20 protein-coding genes are annotated in these 23,314 nt (G+C 64.7%); 7 read left to right on the forward strand and 13 right to left on the reverse strand.

Annotated elements, in window-relative coordinates:
- Positions 1 to 39 precede the first annotated feature (39 nt).
- From ABXS05_RS12975 to ABXS05_RS12985, 3 genes are all read left to right on the forward strand, one after another.
- On the forward strand, positions 40 to 1,257 hold the full coding sequence (locus tag ABXS05_RS12975; protein WP_367624185.1) for an ABC transporter substrate-binding protein: 1,218 nt from the start codon (positions 40 to 42) through the stop codon (positions 1,255 to 1,257).
- A gap of 92 nt (positions 1,258 to 1,349) precedes the next feature.
- Positions 1,350 to 2,237 carry a branched-chain amino acid ABC transporter permease gene (locus ABXS05_RS12980; protein WP_311933668.1) on the forward strand — a complete coding sequence of 296 codons (888 nt, stop codon included), beginning with the start codon at positions 1,350 to 1,352 and terminating at the stop codon, positions 2,235 to 2,237.
- Positions 2,237 to 3,202, forward strand: coding sequence for a branched-chain amino acid ABC transporter permease (locus tag ABXS05_RS12985; protein ID WP_367624186.1), 966 nt, complete (start codon positions 2,237 to 2,239; stop codon positions 3,200 to 3,202). Before ABXS05_RS12980 ends, ABXS05_RS12985 begins: the two co-directional genes overlap by 1 nt.
- A 120-nt stretch (positions 3,203 to 3,322) precedes the next feature.
- Here ABXS05_RS12985 and ABXS05_RS12990 read toward each other — a convergent pair whose 3' ends face one another.
- Positions 3,323 to 4,531, reverse strand: a complete 1,209-nt coding sequence (locus ABXS05_RS12990; RefSeq protein WP_367624187.1) for an MFS transporter — start codon at positions 4,529 to 4,531, stop codon at positions 3,323 to 3,325.
- Between the two features lie 114 nt (positions 4,532 to 4,645).
- Between ABXS05_RS12990 and ABXS05_RS12995 the strand changes: the two genes are divergently transcribed.
- Positions 4,646 to 5,248 (forward strand): TetR/AcrR family transcriptional regulator, encoded by a 603-nt coding sequence (locus ABXS05_RS12995; RefSeq protein ID WP_311933673.1) that lies wholly within the window; start codon positions 4,646 to 4,648, stop codon positions 5,246 to 5,248.
- A 13-nt stretch (positions 5,249 to 5,261) separates the two neighbouring features.
- Here ABXS05_RS12995 and ABXS05_RS13000 read toward each other — a convergent pair whose 3' ends face one another.
- The 3 genes from ABXS05_RS13000 to ABXS05_RS13010 form a co-directional block, all read right to left on the reverse strand.
- Positions 5,262 to 6,434: a Gfo/Idh/MocA family protein gene (locus tag ABXS05_RS13000; RefSeq protein WP_367624188.1), complete on the reverse strand. Its 1,173-nt coding sequence runs from the start codon at positions 6,432 to 6,434 to the stop codon at positions 5,262 to 5,264.
- A 231-nt stretch (positions 6,435 to 6,665) separates the two neighbouring features.
- The gene (locus ABXS05_RS13005; RefSeq protein ID WP_367624189.1) at positions 6,666 to 7,727 is read right to left on the reverse strand and encodes a sugar phosphate isomerase/epimerase family protein; all 1,062 of its coding nucleotides are present in this window, start codon (positions 7,725 to 7,727) and stop codon (positions 6,666 to 6,668) included.
- A 293-nt stretch (positions 7,728 to 8,020) separates the two neighbouring features.
- Complete coding sequence (locus ABXS05_RS13010; RefSeq protein WP_311933680.1) at positions 8,021 to 8,809, reverse strand: L,D-transpeptidase; 789 nt, start codon at positions 8,807 to 8,809, stop codon at positions 8,021 to 8,023.
- Between the two features lie 233 nt (positions 8,810 to 9,042).
- Here ABXS05_RS13010 and ABXS05_RS13015 point away from each other — a divergent pair, with 233 nt between their 5' ends.
- Positions 9,043 to 10,863: an ABC-F family ATP-binding cassette domain-containing protein gene (locus ABXS05_RS13015; protein WP_367624190.1), complete on the forward strand. Its 1,821-nt coding sequence runs from the start codon at positions 9,043 to 9,045 to the stop codon at positions 10,861 to 10,863.
- A 211-nt stretch (positions 10,864 to 11,074) separates the two neighbouring features.
- A complete protein-coding gene (locus tag ABXS05_RS13020) occupies positions 11,075 to 11,557 on the forward strand; it encodes an energy transducer TonB family protein (RefSeq protein ID WP_311933685.1) in 483 nt (160 codons plus the stop codon).
- Here the strand turns inward: ABXS05_RS13020 and ABXS05_RS13025 are convergent.
- On the reverse strand, positions 11,512 to 11,724 hold the full coding sequence (locus ABXS05_RS13025; RefSeq protein WP_367624191.1) for a hypothetical protein: 213 nt from the start codon (positions 11,722 to 11,724) through the stop codon (positions 11,512 to 11,514). The genes ABXS05_RS13020 and ABXS05_RS13025 overlap by 46 nt on opposite strands.
- Positions 11,725 to 11,850: 126 nt before the next feature.
- Between ABXS05_RS13025 and ABXS05_RS13030 the strand changes: the two genes are divergently transcribed.
- Positions 11,851 to 12,837: a magnesium transporter CorA family protein gene (locus tag ABXS05_RS13030; protein WP_311933689.1), complete on the forward strand. Its 987-nt coding sequence runs from the start codon at positions 11,851 to 11,853 to the stop codon at positions 12,835 to 12,837.
- 27 nt (positions 12,838 to 12,864) lie between these two features.
- On the opposite strand, the gene ABXS05_RS13035 is transcribed toward ABXS05_RS13030, so the two are convergent.
- The 8 genes from ABXS05_RS13035 to ABXS05_RS13070 all read right to left on the reverse strand — a co-directional run bounded on the left by ABXS05_RS13035 (position 12,865) and on the right by ABXS05_RS13070 (position 23,123).
- Positions 12,865 to 13,161, reverse strand: a complete 297-nt coding sequence (locus ABXS05_RS13035) for a hypothetical protein (RefSeq protein ID WP_311933691.1) — start codon at positions 13,159 to 13,161, stop codon at positions 12,865 to 12,867.
- Positions 13,162 to 13,291: 130 nt separating this feature from the next.
- Positions 13,292 to 16,435, reverse strand: coding sequence for an efflux RND transporter permease subunit (locus ABXS05_RS13040; protein WP_311933693.1), 3,144 nt, complete (start codon positions 16,433 to 16,435; stop codon positions 13,292 to 13,294).
- Positions 16,436 to 16,442: 7 nt separating this feature from the next.
- Entirely contained in the window at positions 16,443 to 17,807 is a 1,365-nt protein-coding gene (locus ABXS05_RS13045; protein WP_367624192.1) for an efflux RND transporter periplasmic adaptor subunit, read from the reverse strand.
- Positions 17,794 to 18,561, reverse strand: coding sequence for a TetR/AcrR family transcriptional regulator (locus ABXS05_RS13050; protein ID WP_367624193.1), 768 nt, complete (start codon positions 18,559 to 18,561; stop codon positions 17,794 to 17,796). Before ABXS05_RS13050 ends, ABXS05_RS13045 begins: the two co-directional genes overlap by 14 nt.
- A gap of 229 nt (positions 18,562 to 18,790) precedes the next feature.
- A complete protein-coding gene (locus tag ABXS05_RS13055; protein ID WP_311933698.1) occupies positions 18,791 to 19,099 on the reverse strand; it encodes a Dabb family protein in 309 nt (102 codons plus the stop codon).
- 13 nt (positions 19,100 to 19,112) lie between these two features.
- The gene (locus ABXS05_RS13060; protein WP_311933700.1) at positions 19,113 to 20,726 is read right to left on the reverse strand and encodes a GMC family oxidoreductase; all 1,614 of its coding nucleotides are present in this window, start codon (positions 20,724 to 20,726) and stop codon (positions 19,113 to 19,115) included.
- Between the two features lie 130 nt (positions 20,727 to 20,856).
- Positions 20,857 to 21,633: a 3-ketoacyl-ACP reductase gene (locus tag ABXS05_RS13065; RefSeq protein WP_311933703.1), complete on the reverse strand. Its 777-nt coding sequence runs from the start codon at positions 21,631 to 21,633 to the stop codon at positions 20,857 to 20,859.
- Positions 21,630 to 23,123, reverse strand: a complete 1,494-nt coding sequence (locus ABXS05_RS13070; RefSeq protein WP_311933704.1) for an FAD-dependent oxidoreductase — start codon at positions 23,121 to 23,123, stop codon at positions 21,630 to 21,632. The genes ABXS05_RS13065 and ABXS05_RS13070 overlap by 4 nt, the downstream gene beginning before the upstream one ends.
- Between the last annotated feature and the right edge of the window lie 191 nt (positions 23,124 to 23,314).

Genomic DNA, 23,314 nt, shown 5'->3' on the forward strand with positions numbered 1-23,314 from the left:
AAATTCCTCTCGGTGTAAAAAGCTGAACGGGAGACGCTTATGATTTCAAAACGGACCCTGCTCGCAGCAGCAGCCCTCGCCGCGGTATTCGCAGGCTCGGCGCTGGGGCCGGCAAGCGCCGAGGACATCGCAGTCAAGCTCGGCATCCTCAACGACCGTTCCGGCGTCTATGCCGACCTGTCCGGCGAAGGCTCGGTGATCGCCGCCAAAATGGCGGTCGAAGACTTCAAGGCCGCCGAAAAGGGCCTGAAAGTCGAGATCGTCTCGGCCGACCATCAGAACAAGCCCGACATCGGGGCCGGTATCGCCCGGCAATGGTACGATCAGGACGGCGTCGATGCCATCTTCGACGTGCCGACCTCCTCGGTGGCGCTCGCCGTCAGCCAGGTCACCAAGGAAAAGAACAAGATCTTCATCGATTCCGGCGCCGGTTCCACCGAGATCGCCGGCAAGCAATGCACGCCTAACACGCTGATGTGGACCTATGACACCTATGCCCTGGCCAAGGGCACGGGCGGCGCCATGGTCAAGCAGGGCGGCGACAGCTGGTTCTTCATCACCGCCGACTATGCCTTCGGCAAGTCGCTGGAGGAGAATGCCACCGCTATCGTCACGGCTGCGGGGGGCAAGGTGCTCGGCTCGATCAAGGCGCCCTTCCCGACCTCCGACTTCTCCTCCTTCCTGCTGCAGGCCCAGTCCTCCGGCGCCAAGGTGATCGGTCTTGCCAACGCCGGCGGCGACACCGTCAACGCCATCAAGCAGGCCGCCGAGTTCGGCATCACCCAGGGCGGCCAGAGCCTGGCGGGCCTGTTGATCTTCATCTCCGACGTGCATGCGCTCGGCCTGCAGGCGGCCCAGGGCCTGGTGCTGACGGAAGCCTTCTACTGGGACCTCAACGACGGCACCCGCGCCTGGTCCAAGCGCTTCGCCGAACAGAGCGGCGGCAAGATGCCGACCATGGTGCATGCCGGCGTCTATGCCGGTGTCCTGCACTATCTCAAGGCCATCGAAGCCGCCAAGTCCAAGGATGCCGGCAAGGTCATGGCCCAGATGAAGGCGACGCCGACCGACGACCCCCTGTTCGGCAAGGGCGAGGTCCGCAAGGACGGCCGCGTGACCCACGACATGTACCTGTTCCAGGTCAAGAAGCCCGACGAATCCAAGGGGCCGTGGGATTATTACAAGCTGCTCGCCACCATTCCGGCGGGTGAGGCCTTCCAGCCCATGGCCGAGGCCGGCTGCCCGCTGGCGAAGTAACTAGAGAGCCGCTCGGCGCGTGGCGAAGCGTGCCACGCGCCTTTCGCCCTTTTCGCCGATGACGAAGCAGACGATGGTGAAGGACCCATAAGGTGACCACGATTTTCGGCATTCCCCTGCAGGGCATCATGGCCCAGCTCGCGCTGGGCCTGATCAATGGCTCCTTCTACGCCTTGCTCAGCCTCGGCCTTGCCATCATCTTCGGCCTGCTCAACGTCATCAATTTCGCCCATGGCGCCCTCTATATGATGGGCGCCTTCGCGGCTTGGATGCTGCTGAACTATGCCGGCATCGGCTTCTGGCCGGCCCTCGTCCTGGCACCACTGGGCGTCGGCCTGGTCGGCATCGCCATCGAGCGGCTCTTCATCTCCAGGCTCTACCAGCTCGACCATCTCTACGGCCTGCTGCTCACCTTCGGCCTGGCGCTGATCATCCAGGGCCTGTTCCGCAATTATTACGGCGTCTCCGGCGTGCCCTATACCCTGCCATCAGCGCTGACGGGGCCGGTCAATCTCGGCTTCATGGTGCTGCCCAAGAGCCGTGTCTTCGTGATCGCCTTCTCGCTCGCCATCTGCCTCGCCACCTGGCTGGTGATCGAGAAGACGCGTCTCGGGGCCTATCTGCGTGCGGCGACCGAAAACCCCAGGCTGGTCGAGGCCTTCGGTATCAACGTGCCGATGCTGCGCATGCTGACCTATGGCTTCGGTGTCGGTCTCGCCGGGCTGGCCGGCGTGCTGGCGGCGACCACGTCCAACGTCAATCCCAATATGGGCTCCGACCTCATCATCGTTGTCTTCGCGGTGGTGGTGATCGGCGGCATGGGCTCGATCCTCGGCTCGGTGGTGACAGGCTTCGGCCTTGGCCTGATCGAGGGCATCGTCAAGAATTTCTACCAGCAGGGCTCGGCCACCGTGGTCTTCGTGGTGATGGTCATCGTGCTGCTCGTCCGGCCTGCCGGCCTGTTCGGGAGGGCTTCCTGATGGCAGCCTCGATCCAACCGGCCGCCGCAATCCGCGGCACGCCGCTGCTGGGTGACCGCGGCGTGATGCTGCTGATCGTCGTGCTGATCGCCGTCGCCCCCTTCGTTGCCTATCCCGTCTTCGTGATGAAGGTGCTGTGCTTCGGCCTGTTCGCCTGCGCCTTCAACCTCCTGCTCGGCTATGGCGGCCTGCTCTCCTTCGGCCATGCCGCCTTCTTCGGCATGGCGAGCTATGCCAGTGCCCACGCGGCCAAGGTCTGGGGCCTGACGCCCGAGCTGGCGATCCTGTGCGGGGGCGCCGTCGCCGCCGTTCTCGGCCTCGTGGTCGGCTCGCTCGCCATCCGGCGCCAAGGCATCTATTTCGCCATGATCACCCTGGCGCTGGCCCAGATGGTGTATTTCTTCGCCCTGCAGGCGCCCTTCACCGGCGGCGAGGACGGCATTCAGGCAGTGCCGCGCGGCAAGCTGTTCGGCCTCATCGACCTTTCCGACGACAAGGCGCTCTATGTCCTGGTTGCCGTGATCGTGCTGCTGGGCCTGTTCGTCATCCACCGTATCGTGCATTCACCCTTCGGCCAGGTGATGAAGGCGATCCGCGACAACGAGCCCCGCGCTTTGTCGCTGGGTTATGATGCCGAACGCTTCAAGCTGCTGATGTTCACCCTGTCGGCCACGCTGGCTGGCATCGCCGGCGCCACCAAGGCGCTGGTGTTCCAGCTTGCCTCGCTCACAGACGTACACTGGTCGATGTCGGGCGAGGTCGTGCTGATGGCCCTTGTCGGCGGCACCGGCACGCTGTTCGGGCCGATGCTCGGCGCCCTGCTCGTGGTGGCGATGGAAACCTATCTCGCCCCGCTCGGCTCCTGGGTGACGGTGGCCCAAGGTGCGGTCTTCGTCATCTGCGTGCTCGCCTTCCGCGATGGCATTGCGGGCACTTTGGGCAAGCTCTTGCGCAAGAACGGCTAGAGCAAAGTGCGATTTCCTTGAATCGCACTTTCTCTCTATCTCTTTGTTTTGACGCGTTTTCTTAATCGAAAAGTCTAGCAACTTTTCTGGAAAACGCTCTAAACGCTATCGCCGCCCTCCTCAGTCAGGAGAGCGGTGTTCGAGCCGTTCCGTGGCGAAGGCGGCCAGCCCGGCGATGCCGAGCGCGGCGCCGGTCGCAGCCGTGACCATCCAGCCACCGGCATGGTAGGTCAGCGTGCCCAGCACCGACCCGAGGGCCCCGCCGACGAACACCGTCGTCATGTAGAGGGCATTGATACGGCCGCGGACCGCCGGAGCCGTCGAGAAGATGGTGCGCTGGCTGACGATCTGGTTGGTCTGGACCGCCGCATCGATCACCAGCGTCGCCACGATCAGCACCAGAAGAGACAGGATGTGCTCGCCGAGAACCGTTGCGAGAAAGGCGAGCGCCAAAGAGGCCATCGCACCATAGGTCGCCATGCGGCCATGCCCGTGATCGGCAAGGCGCCCCGCCAGCGGTGCCGCCAGCGCCCCGCCCGCCCCGGCGAGGGCGAAGAGCCCGATCGCATAGTCGGACATGCCGAAACGTTCCGTCAGCATCAAGGGCGCAGCGGTCCAGAACAGGTTGAAGGCGCAGAACAGCAGCATCTGATAGAGGGCGCGGCGACGCAGGATCGGCGTATTCCGCACGAGGCCGGGCAGCGAGGCCAGCACCGCCCCGTAATGGCTCGTGCCAGACGGCTGGTAGCGCGGCATCATGCGCCACAGGACGGCACCGATCGCGATCATCAGCACGGCGGATGCCAGGAAGACTGCCCGCCAATTCAGATAGGCCGCCACGAAAAGGGCGGCCGGCCTTGCCAGCATGATGCCGGTGATCAGGCCCGCCATCACCAGGCCGACCGCGCGTCCGCGCCGCTCGGGCGGAACGAAATGGGTGATGAAGGGCACCAGGATCTGGGCTCCGGCCGAGAATATGCCGATGGCGAGCGAGGCGAACAGGAAAGCCACGACACCTTGCGCGCCAGCCGCCAGGAGCAGGCTGGCGGCCGCACAAACGAGCGTCGCCAGGGCCAGAACCTTGTTTTCGATGAGATCGGCCAAGGGCACCAGCAGGATGAGCCCGAGGCCGTAGCCGATCTGGGTGAGGCTGACGATGGCGCCAGCCAGGTCCGGGCCGATGCCGATCTCGGGCGCGATCTTGGCCACCAGCGGCTGGGCATAATAGAGATTGCCGACGATGGCCCCGGTTGCGACTGCCAGGGTCAGGACCAAAGCGGGAGCGGCCTGCCGAACGGCGGCGGAGGCGGTGTTTTCCATCTGATGCATGTGATTCACGGCAGGCGGTTTGACGGCGCGTATTTGCCAACTAATGAAACGATACGTATCGTTATGATTGAATAAAACGATACGTTTCGTTATGTCAAGATGGGGAGGCACCGCATGGAGACGAAAGCCACGCAGCCAAGGCGCCGCTCGATCGGTGCCCGCCGCAATCCGCAGACCGAGACCGCCATCATCGAGGCCGCACGACAGCTTCTGGCGGATCGAGGCTATGCCGGTTTTTCCATCGAGGAGGCTGCACGGCGTGCCGGCGCCGGCAAGGCCACCGTCTATCGCTGGTGGCCGACCAAGGCCGATCTGTTCATGGCAGCCTATGGAGCCGAAAAGGCTCGGGCGATCAGCCTGCCTGACACCGGCAGCCTGATCGAGGATCTGGTGCAGCACACCGCCGATCTCTGGCGTTTCTGGCGGACACCGCCCGGCGGTGCCTTCAGGGCGCTGCTCGCCGAGGCGCAAGCGAGCGAGGCAGCGGGCTCGCGACTGCGCAACGAGTTCCTGCCCGTGCTGTTCCGGCCGGTGCGCCATCTCTTCGAGCGGGCAGCAGCGCGCGGCGAATTTCCCGCCCAACTGATCGATGAACGCATCGCATTGTGGGCAGGGTTCAACTGGTATCACCTGCTGACCTGGCAGATCGACGCCGATGAGGCACTCCTGCGCCGGGTCGAGACGCTCGTTGTCTCTACCGAGATCCGAGCCGGATAGGCGGTCCGCTTTCCTACAGCTTCACCCAGACGCCGCCCTTCTTGGAGGATTTCACGGCCGCCTCGATGAAGGCCATGCCGGCAATGCCGTCGTCGATACCGGGGAAGAGCACGGCCGGATCGAGCGCCTCGCCACTGCGGGCGGCCCGGATGGCGCGTGCGATCTCGGTATAGATATTGGCGAAGCCTTCGAGATAGCCTTCGGGGTGGCCCGGCGGCACGCGCGTCACCCGCGCCGCATCCTCGCCGGCCGCGGCCGAGCCGCGAGTGATGATGCGGGTCGGTTCGCCATGCGGGGTGAAATAGAGATAATTCGGGTTGTCCTGGCGCCAGTGGAATCCGGCCTTCTCGCCATAGACGCGCAGCATCAGGCCATTCTCGTTGCCGGGCGCCACCTGGCTCGCCCACAGCGCCCCGCGCGCGCCATTGGCATAGCGCAGCAGGATCTGGACGTTGTCGTCGAGAGCCCTTCCCGGCACGAAGGATGTGAGTTCGGCCAGCAATTCCGAAACCTCCAGACCGCCGACGAACTGGGCCAGGTTGAAGGCATGGGTGCCGATGTCGCCGATGGCGCCGCCGGCGCCGGACCGCTTCGGATCGGTGCGCCAATCGGCCTGTTTCTGGCCGGTGTGCTCGATCGGCGTGGTGAGCCAGTCCTGCGGATATTCGACCTGGATCAGGCGGATGGCACCGAGCTCACCCGACTTCACCATCTCGCGCGCAGCGCGGATGAGAGGGTAGCCGGTGTAATTGTGGGTCACCGCGAAGATCACGCCCTTGTCGGCGGCGAGCTTCTTCAGGCGCAGGGCGTCCTTCAGCGTCGTCGTCACCGGCTTGTCGCAGATGACATGGATGCCGGCCTTGATGAAGGCCTCGGCCGCCGGTGCATGCATGTGGTTGGGCGTGACGATGGAAACGGCCTCGATGCCGTCCTTGCGCCGCTTTTCCTTGCGCGCCATCGTCTCGAAGTCGGGATAGATCCGGCTCGGATCGAGGCCGAGCGCCTCGCCCGAACGCTGGGCCTTCTCGGGCGTGGACGACAGGGCGCCCGCCACCAGCACATAATCATCGTCCATGCGGGCGGCGAGGCGATGCACGGCGCCGATGAAAGCGCCCTCCCCGCCGCCGACCATGCCATAGCGCACACGCCCGCCTGCCTTGCTGTCCGAACGGCCCTCGATCGCCATCTGTTGTCTCCCTGATTGCAACACCCTCCCCTGGATGTCCGCAACTCACTTGAGTTGCGTAGGGAGGGTCGGCCCAAAGGGCCGGGGTGGGGTGAAAACGCACAGGTCGAGATGTCATGAGCGGCTGATTGCTCTCAAGAAGTCACCCCACCCCGACACTGCGTGTCGACCCTCCCCCTCCAGGGGAGGGTAAAACTCGCGCCTCGCAGGCCTAAGCTGATGCTTGCCTGCCTACCTGCCCAGGCCGAGCATGCGCCGCACCGCCTTGCGATCGGTACCGCCGCCGGCGAAATCGTCGAAGGCCTTCTCCGTCACCCGGATGATGTGGGCGGCGATGAAGGGCGCCCCTTCCGCCGCGCCGTCTTCGGGATGCTTGAGGCAGCATTCCCATTCGAGCACGGCCCAGGAAGCGTAGTCGTATTGGGCGAGCTTGGAAAAGACGCCGGTGAAGTCGACCTGGCCGTCGCCCAGCGAACGGAAGCGCCCCGCCCTCTCCGTCCAGGAGGCATACCCCGAATAGACGCCCTGGCGGCCCGTCGGATTGAACTCGGCATCCTTGGCGTGAAAGGCCTTGATGCGCTCGTGATAGATGTCGATGAAGGCAAGATAATCGAGCTGCTGCAGCACGAAATGCGACGGATCGTAATTGATGTTGGCGCGCTTGTGCCCCTTCAGCCTGTCAACGAAGCGCTCGAAGGTGGCACCATCGAACAGGTCCTCGCCCGGATGCAGCTCGTAGCAGACGTCGACGCCGACCTCGTCATAGGCGTCGAGGATCGGCTTCCAGCGCTTTGCGAGCTCGCCGAACGCCTCATCGATCAGGCCCGCCGGCCGCTGCGGCCAGGGATAGGCGAAAGGCCAGGCCAGGGCGCCGGAGAAGCTGACGCTGGCATCGAGGCCGAGATGGCGAGAGGCTGTCGCGGCAGCCTTCAGCTGCTCCACGGCCCAGGCCTGCCGCTCTCTCGGCTTGCCGCGCACTTCCGGCGGCGCAAACCCGTCGAAGGCCTCGTTATAGGCCGGGTGCACGGCAACCAGCTGGCCCTGCAGATGGGTCGACAATTCGGTGATGGCGAGGCCGTGCTTGGCGACCACACCGGCAATCTCGTCGCAATAGGTCTTCGACTCCGCCGCCTTCTTGAGATCGAACAGACGGTCGTCCCAGCTCGGGATCTGCACGCCCCTGTAGCCGAGCGAGGCGGCCCATTTGCAGATGGAATCGAGGGAATTGAAGGGCGCGGCATCGCCCGCGAACTGGGCGAGAAAGATCGCCGGTCCCTTGATCGTGGCCGCCATGCTGCGTCTCCTAAGGTGATGCCTTCGGGCCGCAGAGTCCGGAGCCGCTCTAGGTGCCGGCTCGCCCCCTCGGCCTGGGACCATTTGTCTGACCTGTCCCTCGGCTTGCCTCACCATGGCAAATCCTTCCGGACTGTGCAACGGCGATTTGATGTACGTACACCAGGGAAGGCCGAGACTATCTACGGCCTCCCTTCAGACGCGCCGGCAGGCGGGGTCGAGCCCACAAGACAAAGGCCGGACATGAAGCCCGGCCTTGCTCAAACACAGCGATAGGCGAAATCGACGTCCGCTCAGGCTTCCGACATGCCGGGGCCGAGGACGACCACGCGGCCACCGAGAGGGGCGCGGCTGTAGAGGTCGATCGCGTCCTGGACGATCATGCGGATGCAGCCCGAGGAGGCGTTGTGCCCGATGCTGTAGGGCTCGTTGGTGCCATGGATACGAAAGAGCGTATCCTTGTTGTTCTGCCACAGATACATCGCGCGTCCGGTGATCGGATTGCGCGGTCCGCCGCGTACGCCGACACCGCTCTGCAACTGGGTGAGGCTCGGCTTGAGATCGGGACGGCGGGCGATCATTTCCTTGGGCGGATACCAATCGGGCCACTCGCGCTTGTAGCGGATTTCCGCGGTGCCCGACCAGCCGAAGCCCTGCTTGCCGACGCCGACGCCGTAGCGCATCGCCCGTCCGCCGCCCATGACGTAGTAGAGGTAGTGCGCCCTGGGATCGACGATAATGGTGCCCGCCTGCTCGCTGGTCGGATAATCGACCTCGGCGCGCAAGAATTGCGGGCCGATACGCTTGGTATCCACGGCCGGCACGACGAATTTACCGTCGGTCTTCTGACCATAGATCGCCTTGTAGTCATAGGTGCCCTCAGGCGTAAGGGGCTGTTCGGGCTGCGTGATCTCATCGGTCGGCCGGCCATCTACCGGCACCGCCGGCAGCGTTGCCGGATCGGCCGAAGCCACGACGACCGGCTTGATTGCGGCTGAATCGGTCACGCAACTGGCCAGGCCAAGGCCCAGCCCAGTCAGCGAAGCGCCCATGAGAAAGACGCGGCGGGAGAGAGACGACATTACACATCCTACTGGGATCGGGAGAACCGGCACTTACAATAAGCAAGACTTCCGTGTTCGGCTGTGCCTTTGCTGCAACGTTCCGAATTTCTTTATATCGCGTTCTCGTGAACGTACCGCCGTTCACATTGGCTTCATCTACGCCTTCCAGATTACGTGGGGGTGTGCCTTTGAGCACATGGCGCCCCCAATGAAGGCTTGACCCATCTCTCGCCCGCCTGCACAAGGCGCGCATGGCTCCTCCCCTGCTCTTCCTGCGCGATGTCCAACTGACCTTTGGCGGCACCCCGACCCTCGAGGGAGCCGATCTGTCGATCGCGCCCGGCGAGAGGCTCTGCCTCGTTGGCCGCAATGGCTCCGGCAAGTCGACTTTGCTCAAGATCGCTGCCGGCCTGATCGAGGCCGATCGCGGCGAGCGTTTCGTGCATCCCGGCGCCACGGTGCGCTATCTGCCGCAGGAGCCGGATTTAAGCGGCTTTGCCACCACGCTCGCCTATGTGGAGGCCGGCCTTGGGCCGGGTGATGACGATTACCGCGCGCTCTATCTGCTCAATGAGCTCGGCCTGACGGGCGAAGAGAGCCCCGACAATCTCTCCGGCGGCGAGGCCCGGCGCTCGGCGCTGGCCCGCGCGCTCGCCCCAGAGCCGGACATCCTGCTGCTCGACGAGCCCACCAACCATCTCGACCTGCCGGCCATCGAGTGGCTGGAAAAGGAAATCGGCTCGTTGCGCTCGGCCCTGGTGCTGATCAGCCACGACCGGCGCTTCCTCGAAAACCTGTCGCGCGCCACCGTCTGGCTCGACCGTGGCCAGACCCGGCGCACGGACCGCGGCTTTGCCTTCTTCGAGGAGTGGCGCGACCAGGTGCTGGAAGAAGAAGAGCGCGACCGCCAGAAGCTCGACCGCAAGATCGTGGCGGAGGAGCATTGGGTGCGCTATGGCGTGACCGCCCGCCGCAAGCGCAATGTCCGCCGCATGGCCAATCTCGCCGCCCTCAGGCAGGAGCGCCGCGATGCCCGCCGTGTCACCGGCGCGGTGAAGCTGACGATGACCGAAGGCGAGGAAAGCGGCAAGCTCGTCGTCGAGGCAATCGGCGTGAACAAGAACTGGGGCGGTCCGCCGATCGTCAAGGATTTCTCCATCCGCATCGCCCGCGGTGACAGGATCGGCATTGTCGGCCCCAACGGCGCCGGCAAGACCACTTTGCTCAACCTCCTGACCGGTGCCATTCCGCCCGACAGCGGCGTGGTGAAGCTCGGGGCCAGCCTGCAGATGGTGACGCTGGACCAGCGCCGCGAGAGCCTGGACCCGCAGACGACCCTCAGCGACACGCTAACCGGCGGCGGGTCGGACTATGTCGAGGTCGGCGGCGAGCGCAAGCATGTCATCGGCTATATGCGCGATTTCCTGTTTCCGCCCGAGCAGGCGCGCACGCCGGTTTCGGTGCTGTCGGGCGGCGAACGCGGCCGGCTGATGCTGGCGCGCGCCCTGGCCAAGCCCTCCAATTTCCTCGTCCTCGACGAACCCACCAACGATCTCGACCTGGAAACACTCGATCTCCTGCAGGAGATGATCGGGGACTATCAGGGCACCGTCATCGTCATCAGCCATGACCGTGACTTCCTCGACCGGGTCTCGACCTCGATCCTGATGAGCGAAGGCGACGGGCGCTGGACGGAATATGCCGGCGGCTATAGCGACATGGTGGCCCAGCGCGGCGGGGGCGTCGCCCGCAAACCGGCCGAGAAGGCGGAAACGCCCAAGCCGGCCGTCGCGGACCAGGCTGCGGCCGGTTCGACGCCAGAGCGCAGCGGCAAGCGCAAACTCTCGTTCAAGGAGAAGCACGCCCTCGAGACCCTGCCCGGCAAGATCGACCAGCTTGCCGCCAAGGCAGCGAGCCTGCAGGAGCGGCTTGCCGACCCCGACCTCTTCGCCAAGGATTCGAAAAAATTCGCCGAGCTCAGCCAGCAGCTTGCCAAACTCGAAGCCGAGAAGGCGCATGCCGAGGAGGAATGGCTGGCACTGGAGATGCTGCGGGAGGAAATCGAGGGATGAGTGGGCTTCGCAGCAAGCCCCGATAAGAATTATTCTATAGTAATATCAAAAGCTTGCAATCTCTCCGGAAAGGCAACAAGGGTGTGTCCCCCGGAGCAAGGCGCGTTCAGATGGAGACGCTGTTTTGCCCGGTCCCGTTGGTTCGCCGCGTCTTTGCGATTCTGGACGATTTCTCCAGACGGCAAAACGCCTTAGCTTTCCGGAACGACCCATGTCTGCCTTCCGACGTCTTGCACTGATCCTGGCTTTGCTCGGAGCGCCGCAGGGAGCGCTTTTGGCGGTCTCGCCCGCCTGGGCCCAGTCCAAGCCGGCTCCCGCCGCTGCGCCGATCACCGATGCCAAGAGCTGGCACGCTGCCCTGCTTCGGCAGGTGGGGGCCAATACCCTGTTTCCGAACCTGCCCCAACCACCCGTGAAGGAGGGCGAGACGCCGCCGCCCCTGCCATCGGCGCAGGTTACGGTCCAGTTTGTCCTCGATCGCAACGGCCAGGTGCTGTCGGCAACGGTGGTCCAGGGCTCCGGCAAGAGCGAGTTCGACCAGGCCGCGCTCGACGCGCTCAAGCGGGCCGCGCCCTTTCCCAAACCGCCGGCCAATGTGAGCGGAGAGACCTTCCCGCTCCGGCTTCCAATTCAATTCAGGGGCGGACCTCAGCCCCAGAACCCGCCCAAGGCCAAGCCGCCCCGCTCGAATTGAGTGCGAATCCCCTGCATCGGGGTTGTCCGCAGTTCCAGCGGAACCAGCTGAAGGATCGGCGCCGGGCCTTTGGTGATGCCCTTTTTGCGCAGCGCCTTGCCGAGATCGCGTTCCAGGTCGGCGACAAGGCCCGGGACGAGACCTTCGTCATTCTTGACAAACGCCATCGGCAGCTTTTCTGCTGGCTGTGACCGATATCGATCGAGATCACGCTGCCGTCATCTTTCCTCCCTAGAGCGTTTTGCGATTTGGCGGGATGGCCAATTCCTCACTCCCTTGTCGCAGGGCCTGTCATGATCACCACACATCGCTTGTGCCCGACGACCAAGGACAGGCTGCTGCCCCACACACTGCAGCCAGGTGAGCCCCTCGCGGGGGATGTTCTGTGGATCGACCTGCTCAACCCGACGCGCGAGGAAGACCAGCAGGTCGAGGCGCTGCTCGGCATCTCCATCCCCACCCATGAGGATATGGACGATATCGAACCCTCCGAGCTGATCTGGTCGGAGAACGGCACGCGCTACATGACCACCCGCCTCCTGGTGAACGTCAACACCAGCGAGCCGGACATTTCGGCGGTGACCTTCATCCTCACGGCCAGCGTCCTGGTGACGGTGCGCTACAGCGAACCGAAATCCTTCACCACCTATACGGGCCATGCGGTCAAGGCCGGCGGCTGCGGAGGCAGTCCCGAGGCGATCATGGCCGGACTGATCGATGCCGTCATCGACCGCGCTGCCGAGGTGCTGCAGGACACCGGCGAGCGCCTCGACGCGCTCTCGCGCGGCGTGTTCAAGGAATCCGTCAAGCAAGGCAATCGCAACGCCACCCTGCAGCGCACCTTGCAGGCGCTCGGCCGGCACGGCGACCTCGTCTCGAAATCGCGTGAAAGCCTGGTCTCGATCGAGCGGGTGCTGTTGTGGTTCTCGGCGGGCCTCAAAGCCGCCAAGGTGCCCTCGGAGCTGCGCGAGGAAGTCAAGATGACGCTGCGCGACCTGCAATCACTCGAGGAACACGCGACCTTTCAGTCCGGCAAGATCCAGTTCCTGCTCGACGCCACGCTCGGCCTGGTCAATCTCGAACAGAACAACATCATCAAGCTCTTTTCGGTGATGGCCGTGATCTTCATGCCACCGACATTGGTGGCCTCGGTCTACGGCATGAATTTCGAGAACATGCCGGAACTCAAATGGGCACATGGCTACCCAATGGCCCTGATCCTGATGGTGGTGGTCGCCATCGCCCCCTATGTGCTGTTCCGCTGGAAGAACTGGCTGTAGGCCCCCATCATCCAGCGGCGGGGCGGACTACCTTTTCGCTGCAGGCCGTGCCAGGGCGGCCCGGCCGCGCGGGGTGAGGCAATAGCCGATGGCCCGGTAGCCCGCCTTGATCACCGCGATCGAATCCATCTGGCTGGGCAATTCCGATCGCGTTTTCTGCGAGCCGTCGGGCAAATGGAAGACGGCCTCGCACCAACCGAACTTCCGGCACATATGGCCGGCCTGCCCGCTGATCGACGGTCTCAGTTCGCCCGCTTCCAGAGCCGCCAGATAGGCTCGTTCACGAGGGGTCGGATCACGGTCCGGCAAGGGCATGAAGTTCATGACGGTCCCTATCGTCGCTTTCGATGATGCCGGCACCTGCCGAGCCGTGAAGACTTGAGAATGACCAGCGCCCTGACAGGGGCGCCGGTGCTGTGTCCAAAGCAGTTGAAAGGCATTGGATGTTTCCGCTCTATTCCGCCGCCGCAGCCGTTCCCCTGCTGCCGTGGCCGTTCTCCAGCGCGGCTGGAACGCCGGCCTTCCCCGTCTCGTCCTTCGGCCCCACGAGGGGACCGAAGAGGAAGGAAATGCCACGCGTGAGATCATCCATGACCGCATAGAAGGACGGTACGAAGATCAGCGACAGCAGGGTCGAGACGATCAGGCCGCCGATCACGGCAATCGCCATCGGTGCCCGGAACTCGCCGCCATCCCCATGTCCCAGCGCCGTCGGCACCATGCCGGCCACCATGGCGATGGTGGTCATCACGATCGGCCGCGCGCGTTTGCGCCCGGCATCGATGATGGCGTCATGGCGGTGCATGCCATGCTTGACCCGCTCCACCGCGAAGTCGACCAGCATGATGGCGTTCTTGGTGACGATGCCCATCAGCATCAGGATGCCGATCACCACCGGCATCGAGATCGAGTTGTGGGTGGCAAGCAGAGCCAGGACCACGCCGAGCATCGACAGCGGCAGCGAGAGCAGGATGGTGATGGCATGGAAGGGGCTGCCGAGCAGCAGCACCAGCACGCCCGCGACCATCAGCAGGCCCGTCCCCATCGCCATGGCGAAGCCCGAGAACACCTCGGCCATCACCTCGGCGTCTCCGGTCGGCGCGAAGACCACGCCCTTGGGCAGGTCCTTGGCCTCCGGCAGAGCCATGGCCAGTTCCAGCGCCTCGCCGATCTCGAGCCCCTTGCGCAGGTCGGCGCCGATCTTGACCTGCCGCTCGCGGTCGTTGCGCTCGATCGAGGTCGGCCCCTGGCCGAATTCGACATCCGCCACCGCCGAGAGCGGCACGCTGCCGCCCGAGGCCGTGGTCAGGCTGAGCGCTTCGATCAGGCCGAGATTGCCACGGGATTCCTCCGTCAACTGCACGCGGATCGGCACCAGCCGGTCCCCGGCATTGAACTTGGCCAGATTGGCGTCGATGTCGCCGATGGTCGCCACGCGCACCGCCTCCGAGATCTGTTCGGTGGTGATGCCATAGCGGGCAGCATCGTCGGTTCTCGGCAGGATGCGCACTTCCGGCCGTTCGAGCCCGGTATTGGCAGCGACATTGTTGAAACCGGGCACATGGCGCATGGCGCCTTCCAGGCGCGACGACGCCAAAGCGAGGGCCTTCGGATCATTGCTCTTCAACGCCAGGTTGACGTCGCGCTCGCCATTGTCGTTGACGCGCCAGGCCCGCATGTCGGGAATGGCGGTGAGGATGCGCGCAATGTCGTCCTGGATGGCGAGCTGGTGGCGTGCGCGTGTCTCACGCTTGGTGAGCTTGACATAGATCGCAGCGCGCCGCGGGTCGAGCTGCCCGGTCGGCGAGGTGCCGCCGATGACGAAGACCTGCTCGACTTCCGGGATCTTGCGGATGGCGGCGACCACCTCGTCGGTCTTGGCCTGGGTATTCTCGAGCTTCCCGCCCGGCGGAATCTCGGCGGAGATGACGACGCGGGCGTTGTCCTCGGGCGGGATGAAGCCCTGAGGCAGCAGGCCCATCAGGCCGAACGTCACGATCAGGAGCCCGAAACCGGCCACGATCGTGAGATAGGGCGAGAACCAGCGCGCCAGCGTCATTTCCAGGAAGCGGGTATAGGCCCGCATGATCACGCCGTCGCGCGCCTCGACATGGGCATGCGGCCTGAGGAAATAGGCCGTCATCATCGGTGTGATCAGGCGAGCGACAAGCAGCGAGAAGAACACCGCTACCGCCACGGTCAGGCCGAACTGCTTGAAATATTGGCCGACGATGCCGCCCATGAAACTCACGGGCGCGAAGATGGCGATGATCGTCATGGTGATCGCCATCACGGCGAGGCCGATCTCGTCCGCCGCCTCGATGGAGGCGCGGTAGGGCGACTTGCCCATCTTCATGTGCCGGACGATGTTCTCGATCTCGACGATGGCGTCATCGACCAGGATACCCGTGACCAGGGTGATGGCGAGCAGGCTGACGAGATTGAGCGAAAAGCCCATCATGCTCATCGCCCAGAAGGTCGGAATCGCCGAGAGCGGCAAAGCGATGGCGGCGATCAGCGTAGCCCGCCAGTCGCGCAGGAAGATCAGCACGACGATGACGGCGAGAATGGCGCCTTCCACCAAAGTCTGCATCGCCGCTTCGAAATTGCCATAGGTCGAGGCGACGCCATCGTCCACCACCGCATAGCTGACCTCGGGATGGGCCTGGTGCAGCGCCTGGATCTTGGCGGCGACGGCCGCCGCGACCGTGGTGTCGCTGGCGCCCTTGGAGCGGAAGACTGAGAAGGCGACGATCGGCGTCGAGCCATTGATGCGCGCAAACGAGGTCTGGTCGGCATAGGCGTCGGTGATGTCGGCGATCTCGTTGAGGCGCACCTGCCGGCCGCCGGGCAGCGTGATCTTGGTCTCCTTGAGTTCGTCGACCGTATGAGCGCCGGCCAGCGTCCGGATGGCCTGTTCGCGATTGCCGACCTCGCCCTTGCCGCCCGACAGGTCGACCGTCGTCGCCTTCAGCACACGGTTGACGTCGGCGGCGGTGATGCCGAGCGAAAGCAGGCGATCGGGATCGACGGCCACCCGGATCTCGCGCGTCACGCCGCCGATGCGGTCGACACGGCCGACGCCACGCAGGCTCTGCAGGTCCCGCTTCACCACATTGTCGACATGCCAGGACAGCTGCTCCAGCGTCATGCCGGGCGCCGTAGCCGAATAGGTCATGATCGACTGCGACTCGATCTCGAGGCGCGCAACCACCGGCTCCTCGATGTCACGGGGCAGCTCGGTACGGATCTTGGTCACCGCATCCTTGACGTCGTTGAGAACGCGGTCGGTGTTGGTGCCCAGCCAGAACTCGATGGCAACCGTCGAGGTGGAGTCGGTGATGGTCGACTGCACATGCTTGACGCCGGCGACACTGGTGACCGCGTCCTCGATCTTGCGCGTCACCTGGGTCTCCAGCTCGGAGGGCGCCGCGCCGACCTGGGTCACCGTCACCGTGATGACGGGGATGTCGATATTGGGGAATTTGGTGATCGGCAGATTCTGGAACGAGACCCAGCCAAGCGCCATCAGTACCACGAACAGGACGATCGAAGGCACCGGATTGCGAATGGACCAGGCCGAGACGTTGAAAGACATCGGCGCCTCACTTGGTCTCGGTCGCGGGCTGGGCGAGGCCAGCCCCATCGACGGCGCTGACCTTGTCGCCATCGCGCACGAAGGTGCCCGCGGTAGCGATCACCTTGTCGCCGGCCTTGACGCCCTCGACGACCTCGGCCTGCTTTTCGGTACGCAGGCCGAGCTTGACCGGCGTGGTCGCCACGACACCGTCATGCACGATCTGCACCGTGGCGCCGTCCTCGGTATAGAGAACCGCCGATTGCGGCACGAGCACGCCTGTATGGTTGGCAACCGCCACGCTGGCGCGGCCGAAGGCACCGATCGTCAGGCCCGGTGCCTGGTCGATGGCGATGCGCACGCGTCCAAGGCGCGTGACAGAATTGACCTCGGGCGAGACCAGGCGCACGCGAGCCACGAAGGGTTCCTTGCTGCCCGCCGTGGTGACCTCGGCCGTCATGCCGGGCCGGATGCGCGCCAGCGTTGCCTCCGGCACATCCGCTTCGAGCTCGATGTCGCCGTCGCGAATGATACGGAACAGCGGATCGCCGGATGCCGACGCGATCGCGCCGATACGGGCGGCCCTGCGGCTGATCACGCCCGCCGCCGGTGCACGCACCTTGGTGTGTTCGAGGCGCACCATCAATTCGGAACGCTGGGCATCGGCGAGCTTCTTGTCGGCCCTGGCCACGGTCAGGGCGTGTTCGGCCGATGCCGCACGCGCATCCGCCATCTTGGCGGCGGCTTCGCGCTGGTCGAGCTGCTCAGCCGTGGTGTTGCCGGTCCGGACCAGGGCCTTGGAACGCGCATAAGCGCTGGCGGTCTGGTCCTGATTGGCCTTGGCCTCGGCGATCGCACTCTCGGCCTGGGCAATCGCGGCCTCTGCCCTGGCGGTCTGCGCCTCGTTCTGCGCGAGCGAAGTATCGATGGTGGTGGTCGAGAGCTCGGCCAGCACCTGGCCTTCGCTCACGCGGTCCCCTTCCTCGACCATGATCTTGTCGACGGCATAGCCCTCGATCTGGGGCGAGACCAGGATCTCCTCGCGTGCCACCAGATTGCCGGTCACCACCGCATGCTCGGTGATGGCACCGGTCGTGGCCGGCGTCACCGTGACGGCCGGTGGCTTGGTGATCACCACAGGCGGGGGCGGCGGGTTGAGACGGGCCATCAGAGGCTCGCGATAGGCATGGAGAACCGCGGCCGCGACGATGACGACGAGCATCAGGATGGTGAGCTTGGTGTACCAGGGTGTGCGGCGATATTCGACCGTCTCTCCACGGGATCGGCCGGACAGGCGCACCGCCGTCAGGCTTGCCTCGTCGGCAAAGCCTTCCTCCCGCCGCTGCCGCTCGCCATCGCGCTCGGGCCGGTTCTGCTTTTCAACCGCGGACATGGGGCTTTTCCTCTGAAACGGGCGGAGAGCCCGGAGAATCTGACATCACAGGCAAAGGACGATCGAGCGGGATCTTTCCCGACATCAGTGCGTCCATAACGTTCACCAGCAGCCGGAAGCCGTCCTCGACATCGAAATCCGGCTCCAGGGCGCGACGGGTGAACATGCCGTCTCCCATTGCCGAAAGCACGGTGATCACGGCCGCGCTGTCCACCGATGGGGGGATCTGCCCCGAGGCCTTGGCCGCTTCCAGGATCGCGACCATGAAGTCGTTCACCTCCTTGTCGACGGCCGCACACATCTCTGCCACCTGCGGGTTGCGGCTGGCCTCCGCCCAGATCTCCATGAACTGCACGCAGCGCTCGCGCGGCGTTTCAAGGAAATGCTTGCGTCCCAACGCGACGAAGGAACCCATGACATCGCTGGAACGCGCCACATTCATGAAATCGGCGCTGAAACGTTCGCGATCGCGCTCAATCAGGCCCGACACCAGAGCCTCTTTGGAGGAAAAATAGCGGTAGAGATTGCCGGCGCTCATGCCGGCTTCCCTGGCGACGTCCTGCATGGTGGTGCGGTGGAATCCGGTGCGCTGGATGCACACCTCGAAGGCATCGAGGATGTGATTTCGACGCGCGTCGACTCCCTTTGCAATCGTGGGAGGCGACGGCACCACCCCTGCTTCGATCACCACTATCACAACCCCAAATGAGAATGAACGTTCATTCTCAGTATCAGAGATTGTACAAGAAGCCAAGTCACACTCGTTCGGCCGGGCGGGATCATGCTTCCCATCCAACGGCGGAATTAAGGCGAAAGGCGTATACCAGCACGGAAACAGCTGCAAAACCTGCCGAAACCAGCGCCAAAAGCCCCTCCGCAGCGCGAAAGGGCGTCATATTACAGTTAACTAGGAGTTATTGCCTCAGCACGTCACCCAGCCAGACCGAGTGTCCGGCCGGAGGCGGGACGGCGCGAACGCGCGATCAGGCCTCGAAGTCGAGCACCAGCAGACCGTCGACACCGCCTTGCGTCGCGGCCACAAGAGCCTGCGCTACCGTGGCATGATGCGGATGGGGCAGGTAGGCGTCGCGGGCCGCCGCGTCGACAAAGTCCACGGTGAAGGCGTGGCCATAACCGCGCGCCAGGCCCTCGGGGCTGTTGTCGCTGCCGATCTCTATCTGCAGGATGCCCGGAATCTTGGTCTTCATGCCCCGAATGGCAGTCAGCAACGTCTCCGTCTCCTGTTTCGACAGGTCCGGGCGCAAGCGGGCGAGAACGATGTGGCGGATCATGGTGTTTCCCTGCTCAGGAGCCGAAATTGACGGCGGGCAGCGGCTGCCTGCCGGCGATGAGATCGGCGCCCTTCTCACCGATCATGATGGTGGGCGCGTTGGTATTGGAGGAATTGACGATCGGCATGATCGAGGAATCGCAGACACGCAGCCCCTCCAGCCCCCGGACCTTGAGCTCGGGCGTCACTACGGCCATATCGTCGATCCCCATCTTGCAGGTACCGGCGGGATGGTGATCCGTCTTGCAGGTTCGGAAAGCATAGTCGCTCAGATCCGCCTCGCTGACCTTGTCCGGGCCAGGCATGCGCTCGGCAAGGATGAAAGGCTCCAGCGCCTTCTGGCGCAAGATCTCGCGCGCCATGCGCAGCCCCTCCAGCGACATCGCCTTGTCATAGGGATCTGACCAGTAATTGGGATCGATGAGGGGATGGTCGGCCGGATCGGCGGATTTGAGCCGCACGGTGCCGCGGGAGCGCGGCTGCAGGAAGGCCGAGTTCAAGGTCACGCCGGCATTGCGCAGCCGGGCGACGCCCGCCTCGATGCCCGAACCGGAACCGAGATGGAACTGGATGTCGGGCGAGCGGGCGGCCTTGTCGGCATAGGCAAAGCCGCCGGTCTCGAACAGGGTCGAGGCCACCGGCCCCTTCTTGAACAGGAGATATTGCAGCCCGGCCCAGGCCGTGCGGTGGGGCTTGGCGACATTGTCATAGGTGTGGTCGCCCGTGCACTCGGCAATGACATAGAGATCGAGATGATCCTGCAGATTCTCGCCGACGCCGGGTAAGTCATGCACAACCTCGACGCCGACCTCTCTCAAATGGGCGGCCGGGCCGATGCCTGAGAGCATCAGCAGGCGCGGCGAGCCGATGGCGCCGGAGGAGATAATGACCTCGCGCTCGCAGCGTATCTGGCTCCTGCCGCCCTTTCCGGCAATCTCGACGCCGACGGCCCGCCCCTTCTCGATGAGAATACGGGTGACCATGCCGTCGGTGCGGACGGTCAGGTTCGGCCGCTTGCCCTCGATCGGCTTCAGATAGGCGGCCGCGGCGGAGGAGCGCCGGGCATTGCGCACCGTGACCTGGTAATGGCCAACCCCCTCCTGGCTGGCACCGTTGAAATCGGCGTTGTAGGGCAGGCCATATTCCTGGCCGGCGCGGATGAAGGCCTCGTTGATCGGCAGGGGATTGATGGGAATGGAGACACCGAGCGGGCCGCCGGCACCATGATAGCTGTCGATGAAGCGCTGATTGTCCTCGGCCCGTTTGAAATAGGGCAGGACCTCGGCATAGCTCCAGCCCTGGCAGCGATGCACATAGGCCCAGACGTCGTAGTCGCGCGGATTGCCGCGAGTATAGATCTGCGCGTTGATGGAGGAACCGCCGCCCAGCACCTTGGCCTGGGTGTACCAGAGCACCCGTCCATCCAAATGTTTCTGCGGCACCGTGGACCAGCCCCAACTGGCGATGCCCTTGGTCATCTTGGCAAAGCCCGCCGGCATGTGGAAGAAAGGGTGGCTGTCGCGCCCGCCCGCCTCGATCAGCAGGACCTTGATGGCCGGATCCTCGCTCAGCCTTGCCGCCAGGGCACAGCCGGCCGGCCCGGCCCCGACGATGATATAGTCTGTCATGTCGAACTCTTTCCGGGTGCGCGGACGTCCCGTCCGCCCTTCCTCTCCGCAAGCACACCGTTTCCAAGAGTGGCCGTCGCGACAATCGGTAAAGCCGATTGCGCGGCTACGTCCGCGCACCCGGGCATCATTACAGCCTCGATATGGAAAGAGCGCCGTCGCAGGCGATGGCGCTGCCGGTGGCGAAGCCGAAGGAACTGCCGGCGAGCGCCAGCGCCATCTGGGCGACATCGGCGCCCTCCCCCCATCGCCGTGCCGGCACCACGCCCTGGTCGATCACGGCCTGGTATTTGTCGGCGACCACGGCGGTCATGTCGGTACGGATCACGCCCGGGCGGATCTCAAACACGGGAATGCTGTCCGGCGCCAGCCTGACGGCGAGGTTCTTCACCCACATGGAAAGCGCCGCCTTGGAGACGCAGTAGTCAGCCCGCTCGGGCGAGGCCATTTCGGCGCTGACCGAGGTGATGAACAGGATGGAGCGGTTGCGCACGGGCTTTTGCGGCGGCGGCAGCTTCAGCATGGTGCGGGCCACAACCTGGCTGAGGAACATCGCTCCGCGCATGTTGACGTTCATCACCCGATCGAAATTGCCGGGTTCGAGGTCGAGGAGATCCCCGCGGACCGGCGAACCGATGCCGGCATTGGAGACGAAGCAATCGAGCCTGCCATAGCTCGACAGGACCTCGTCGACCAGGCTCTGATGGCTGGCGAGATCCGCGACATCGTTCTGGAAGAAAAGCGCCGCGCCGCCCGCCTGGCCGATCGCCAGTTCGGCATCGTCGATGTCGTCATTGTCGATGATGTCGGTGAAGGCGATGTCGTAGCCGCCTTCGGCGAAAGCCACCGCGATGGCAAGGCCGATGCCGCGCCGGGCACCGGTGACGAGGACGACGGGACGGCTCATCGGTTCAGCTCCGTTTCACGAATATGCTTGGCGGTCCGCAGGGACAGGGCAGCCACCGTCAGCGACGGGTTGACGGCGGCCGAGGTTACCAGGGTCGAGGCATCGGCGACGAACAAATTGCGATGGTCGAAGGCCCGGCCGAAGGGATCGAGCGGCGCCTGCCCGGGATCGGTGCCGATGCGGATGGTGCCGCATTGATGCGAGGGCGTCTTGCGATCGAACAGATGGGAGAGCACGATCGGAAAGCCGGCCTGTTTCAGGGCTTGGCGCATCACGACCTTCAGCCCTTCATGCGCGGTCATGTTGGAGCGGCGCCATTCCAGCACGATCTTCTCGCCGTCCAGCCGGACGCGGCTGGCGGGATCCGGCAGGTCCTCGCTCATGATCAGGAAGTCGATGGTCTTGCGGGCCACGGCGTTGAGCACGAATTCAGGCACCTTGCGCAGGTCCGATTTCAGGATGGTACCGGAGACGCGGCCGAGCAGCTGGACATTGCCGAGCGGCGGGCCGCCCTTGCCGTCGCCGAGATAGAAATCATTGAGCGCGAAGGTCTTCTGGTAGATCGAATCGTTGGTGAAGCGCGGATCGACACCGATCATCGCCGACAGATTGTGGTTCATGAAATGCCGGCCCACCAAACCGGAGCCGTTGGCGAGGCCCCCGGGCGCGGAGGCCAGCAGGATCGCCGCCGAGCGCACCGCCCCGGCCGCCAGCACGACGAGGCGCGGCGTGACGCGCTTGAGCTCACCGCCTTCGAGATACTCAACCGCCTGGATACGCCTGCCGTCCGGAGCCGGGATCAGGCGGCGGACCTCGCAATGGTTCTGCAGGCGTACATTGGCATGTTCGAGAGCCGGCAGCAGCGCGCAGGTCTCCGCATCCATCTTGCCGGTGCGCGCATCGGGAAAGGCGTCCCACGGTGTCCGCCCATGCGAGAGCCAGGTGTCGATATCGACGCCGAGCGGCAGGGAGAACGGCTTCAACCCGATGCGGGTGAGGCGCTCGCGTACCTCGGCGATCGCCCGCTCGTCGGGGACGGGCGGAAAGGCGAAGTCGCCGCTGCGAGGCGGCTCCGTCGGGTCCTCTCCTGCCCTGCCGCGTACCTTGAACAGTCGCTCGGCCTCGTCGTAATGGGGAGCCAGCTCGCCGTAGCGGAACGGCCAGGCCGGCGCATCGCCATCAGCATGGGCGATGCCGTCGAAATCCTCCGCACGGTAGCGCAGCAGCACCGCGCCGTAGAATTTCGAATTGCCGCCATTGCAGTAGTAATTGCCCGGATTGAACGGATTGCCGTCGCTGTCGTACCAGCTCTCTTCAGGGCGGAAGAAGCCCCGCTGGAAGATCGCGCGGGCATCCCGGTTCTCCGGCCGGTCCGGCAATTGCCCGCCCTTGTCGAGGATGAGGATCTCCGCCCCGCTCGGCGCCAGGGCGTGGGCAATGGTCGCCCCGCCCATGCCGGCGCCGATGATGACGATGTCAGGCGAAGGCATGAGACTTCCGATAAGCGCTGATAGGTGGTGAAAAACGCGACGCCGGCCGCTCCCTTCGCCCCGTTCTTACGGGGAGAAGGTAAGGATGAGGGGCAGCATAGCGGCCGCAAAATAGAGAATTGCGCAGCCCCTCACCTCCATCCTCTCCCCGCAAGCGGGGCGAGGGGGCACAAACGTCGAGCCGCGTTCTT

This window comes from Labrys neptuniae (assembly GCF_040797145.1).
Classification (GTDB): Bacteria; Pseudomonadota; Alphaproteobacteria; order Rhizobiales; family Labraceae; genus Labrys; species Labrys neptuniae.

Coding starts and splice junctions, on each gene's coding strand:
- ABXS05_RS12975 (WP_367624185.1), top strand. CDS start 40: ATGATTTCAAAACGGACCCTGCTCGCAGCAGCAGCCCTCGCCGCGGTA.
- ABXS05_RS12985 (WP_367624186.1), top strand. CDS start 2,237: ATGGCAGCCTCGATCCAACCGGCCGCCGCAATCCGCGGCACGCCGCTG.
- ABXS05_RS12990 (WP_367624187.1), bottom strand. CDS start 4,531: ATGCATCAGATGGAAAACACCGCCTCCGCCGCCGTTCGGCAGGCCGCT.
- ABXS05_RS12995 (WP_311933673.1), top strand. CDS start 4,646: ATGGAGACGAAAGCCACGCAGCCAAGGCGCCGCTCGATCGGTGCCCGC.
- ABXS05_RS13000 (WP_367624188.1), bottom strand. CDS start 6,434: ATGGCGATCGAGGGCCGTTCGGACAGCAAGGCAGGCGGGCGTGTGCGC.
- ABXS05_RS13005 (WP_367624189.1), bottom strand. CDS start 7,727: ATGGCGGCCACGATCAAGGGACCGGCGATCTTTCTCGCCCAGTTCGCG.
- ABXS05_RS13010 (WP_311933680.1), bottom strand. CDS start 8,809: ATGTCGTCTCTCTCCCGCCGCGTCTTTCTCATGGGCGCTTCGCTGACT.
- ABXS05_RS13015 (WP_367624190.1), top strand. CDS start 9,043: ATGGCTCCTCCCCTGCTCTTCCTGCGCGATGTCCAACTGACCTTTGGC.
- ABXS05_RS13020 (WP_311933685.1), top strand. CDS start 11,075: ATGTCTGCCTTCCGACGTCTTGCACTGATCCTGGCTTTGCTCGGAGCG.
- ABXS05_RS13025 (WP_367624191.1), bottom strand. CDS start 11,724: ATGGCGTTTGTCAAGAATGACGAAGGTCTCGTCCCGGGCCTTGTCGCC.
- ABXS05_RS13030 (WP_311933689.1), top strand. CDS start 11,851: ATGATCACCACACATCGCTTGTGCCCGACGACCAAGGACAGGCTGCTG.
- ABXS05_RS13035 (WP_311933691.1), bottom strand. CDS start 13,161: ATGAACTTCATGCCCTTGCCGGACCGTGATCCGACCCCTCGTGAACGA.
- ABXS05_RS13040 (WP_311933693.1), bottom strand. CDS start 16,435: ATGTCTTTCAACGTCTCGGCCTGGTCCATTCGCAATCCGGTGCCTTCG.
- ABXS05_RS13045 (WP_367624192.1), bottom strand. CDS start 17,807: ATGTCCGCGGTTGAAAAGCAGAACCGGCCCGAGCGCGATGGCGAGCGG.
- ABXS05_RS13055 (WP_311933698.1), bottom strand. CDS start 19,099: ATGATCCGCCACATCGTTCTCGCCCGCTTGCGCCCGGACCTGTCGAAA.
- ABXS05_RS13060 (WP_311933700.1), bottom strand. CDS start 20,726: ATGACAGACTATATCATCGTCGGGGCCGGGCCGGCCGGCTGTGCCCTG.
- ABXS05_RS13065 (WP_311933703.1), bottom strand. CDS start 21,633: ATGAGCCGTCCCGTCGTCCTCGTCACCGGTGCCCGGCGCGGCATCGGC.
- ABXS05_RS13070 (WP_311933704.1), bottom strand. CDS start 23,123: ATGCCTTCGCCTGACATCGTCATCATCGGCGCCGGCATGGGCGGGGCG.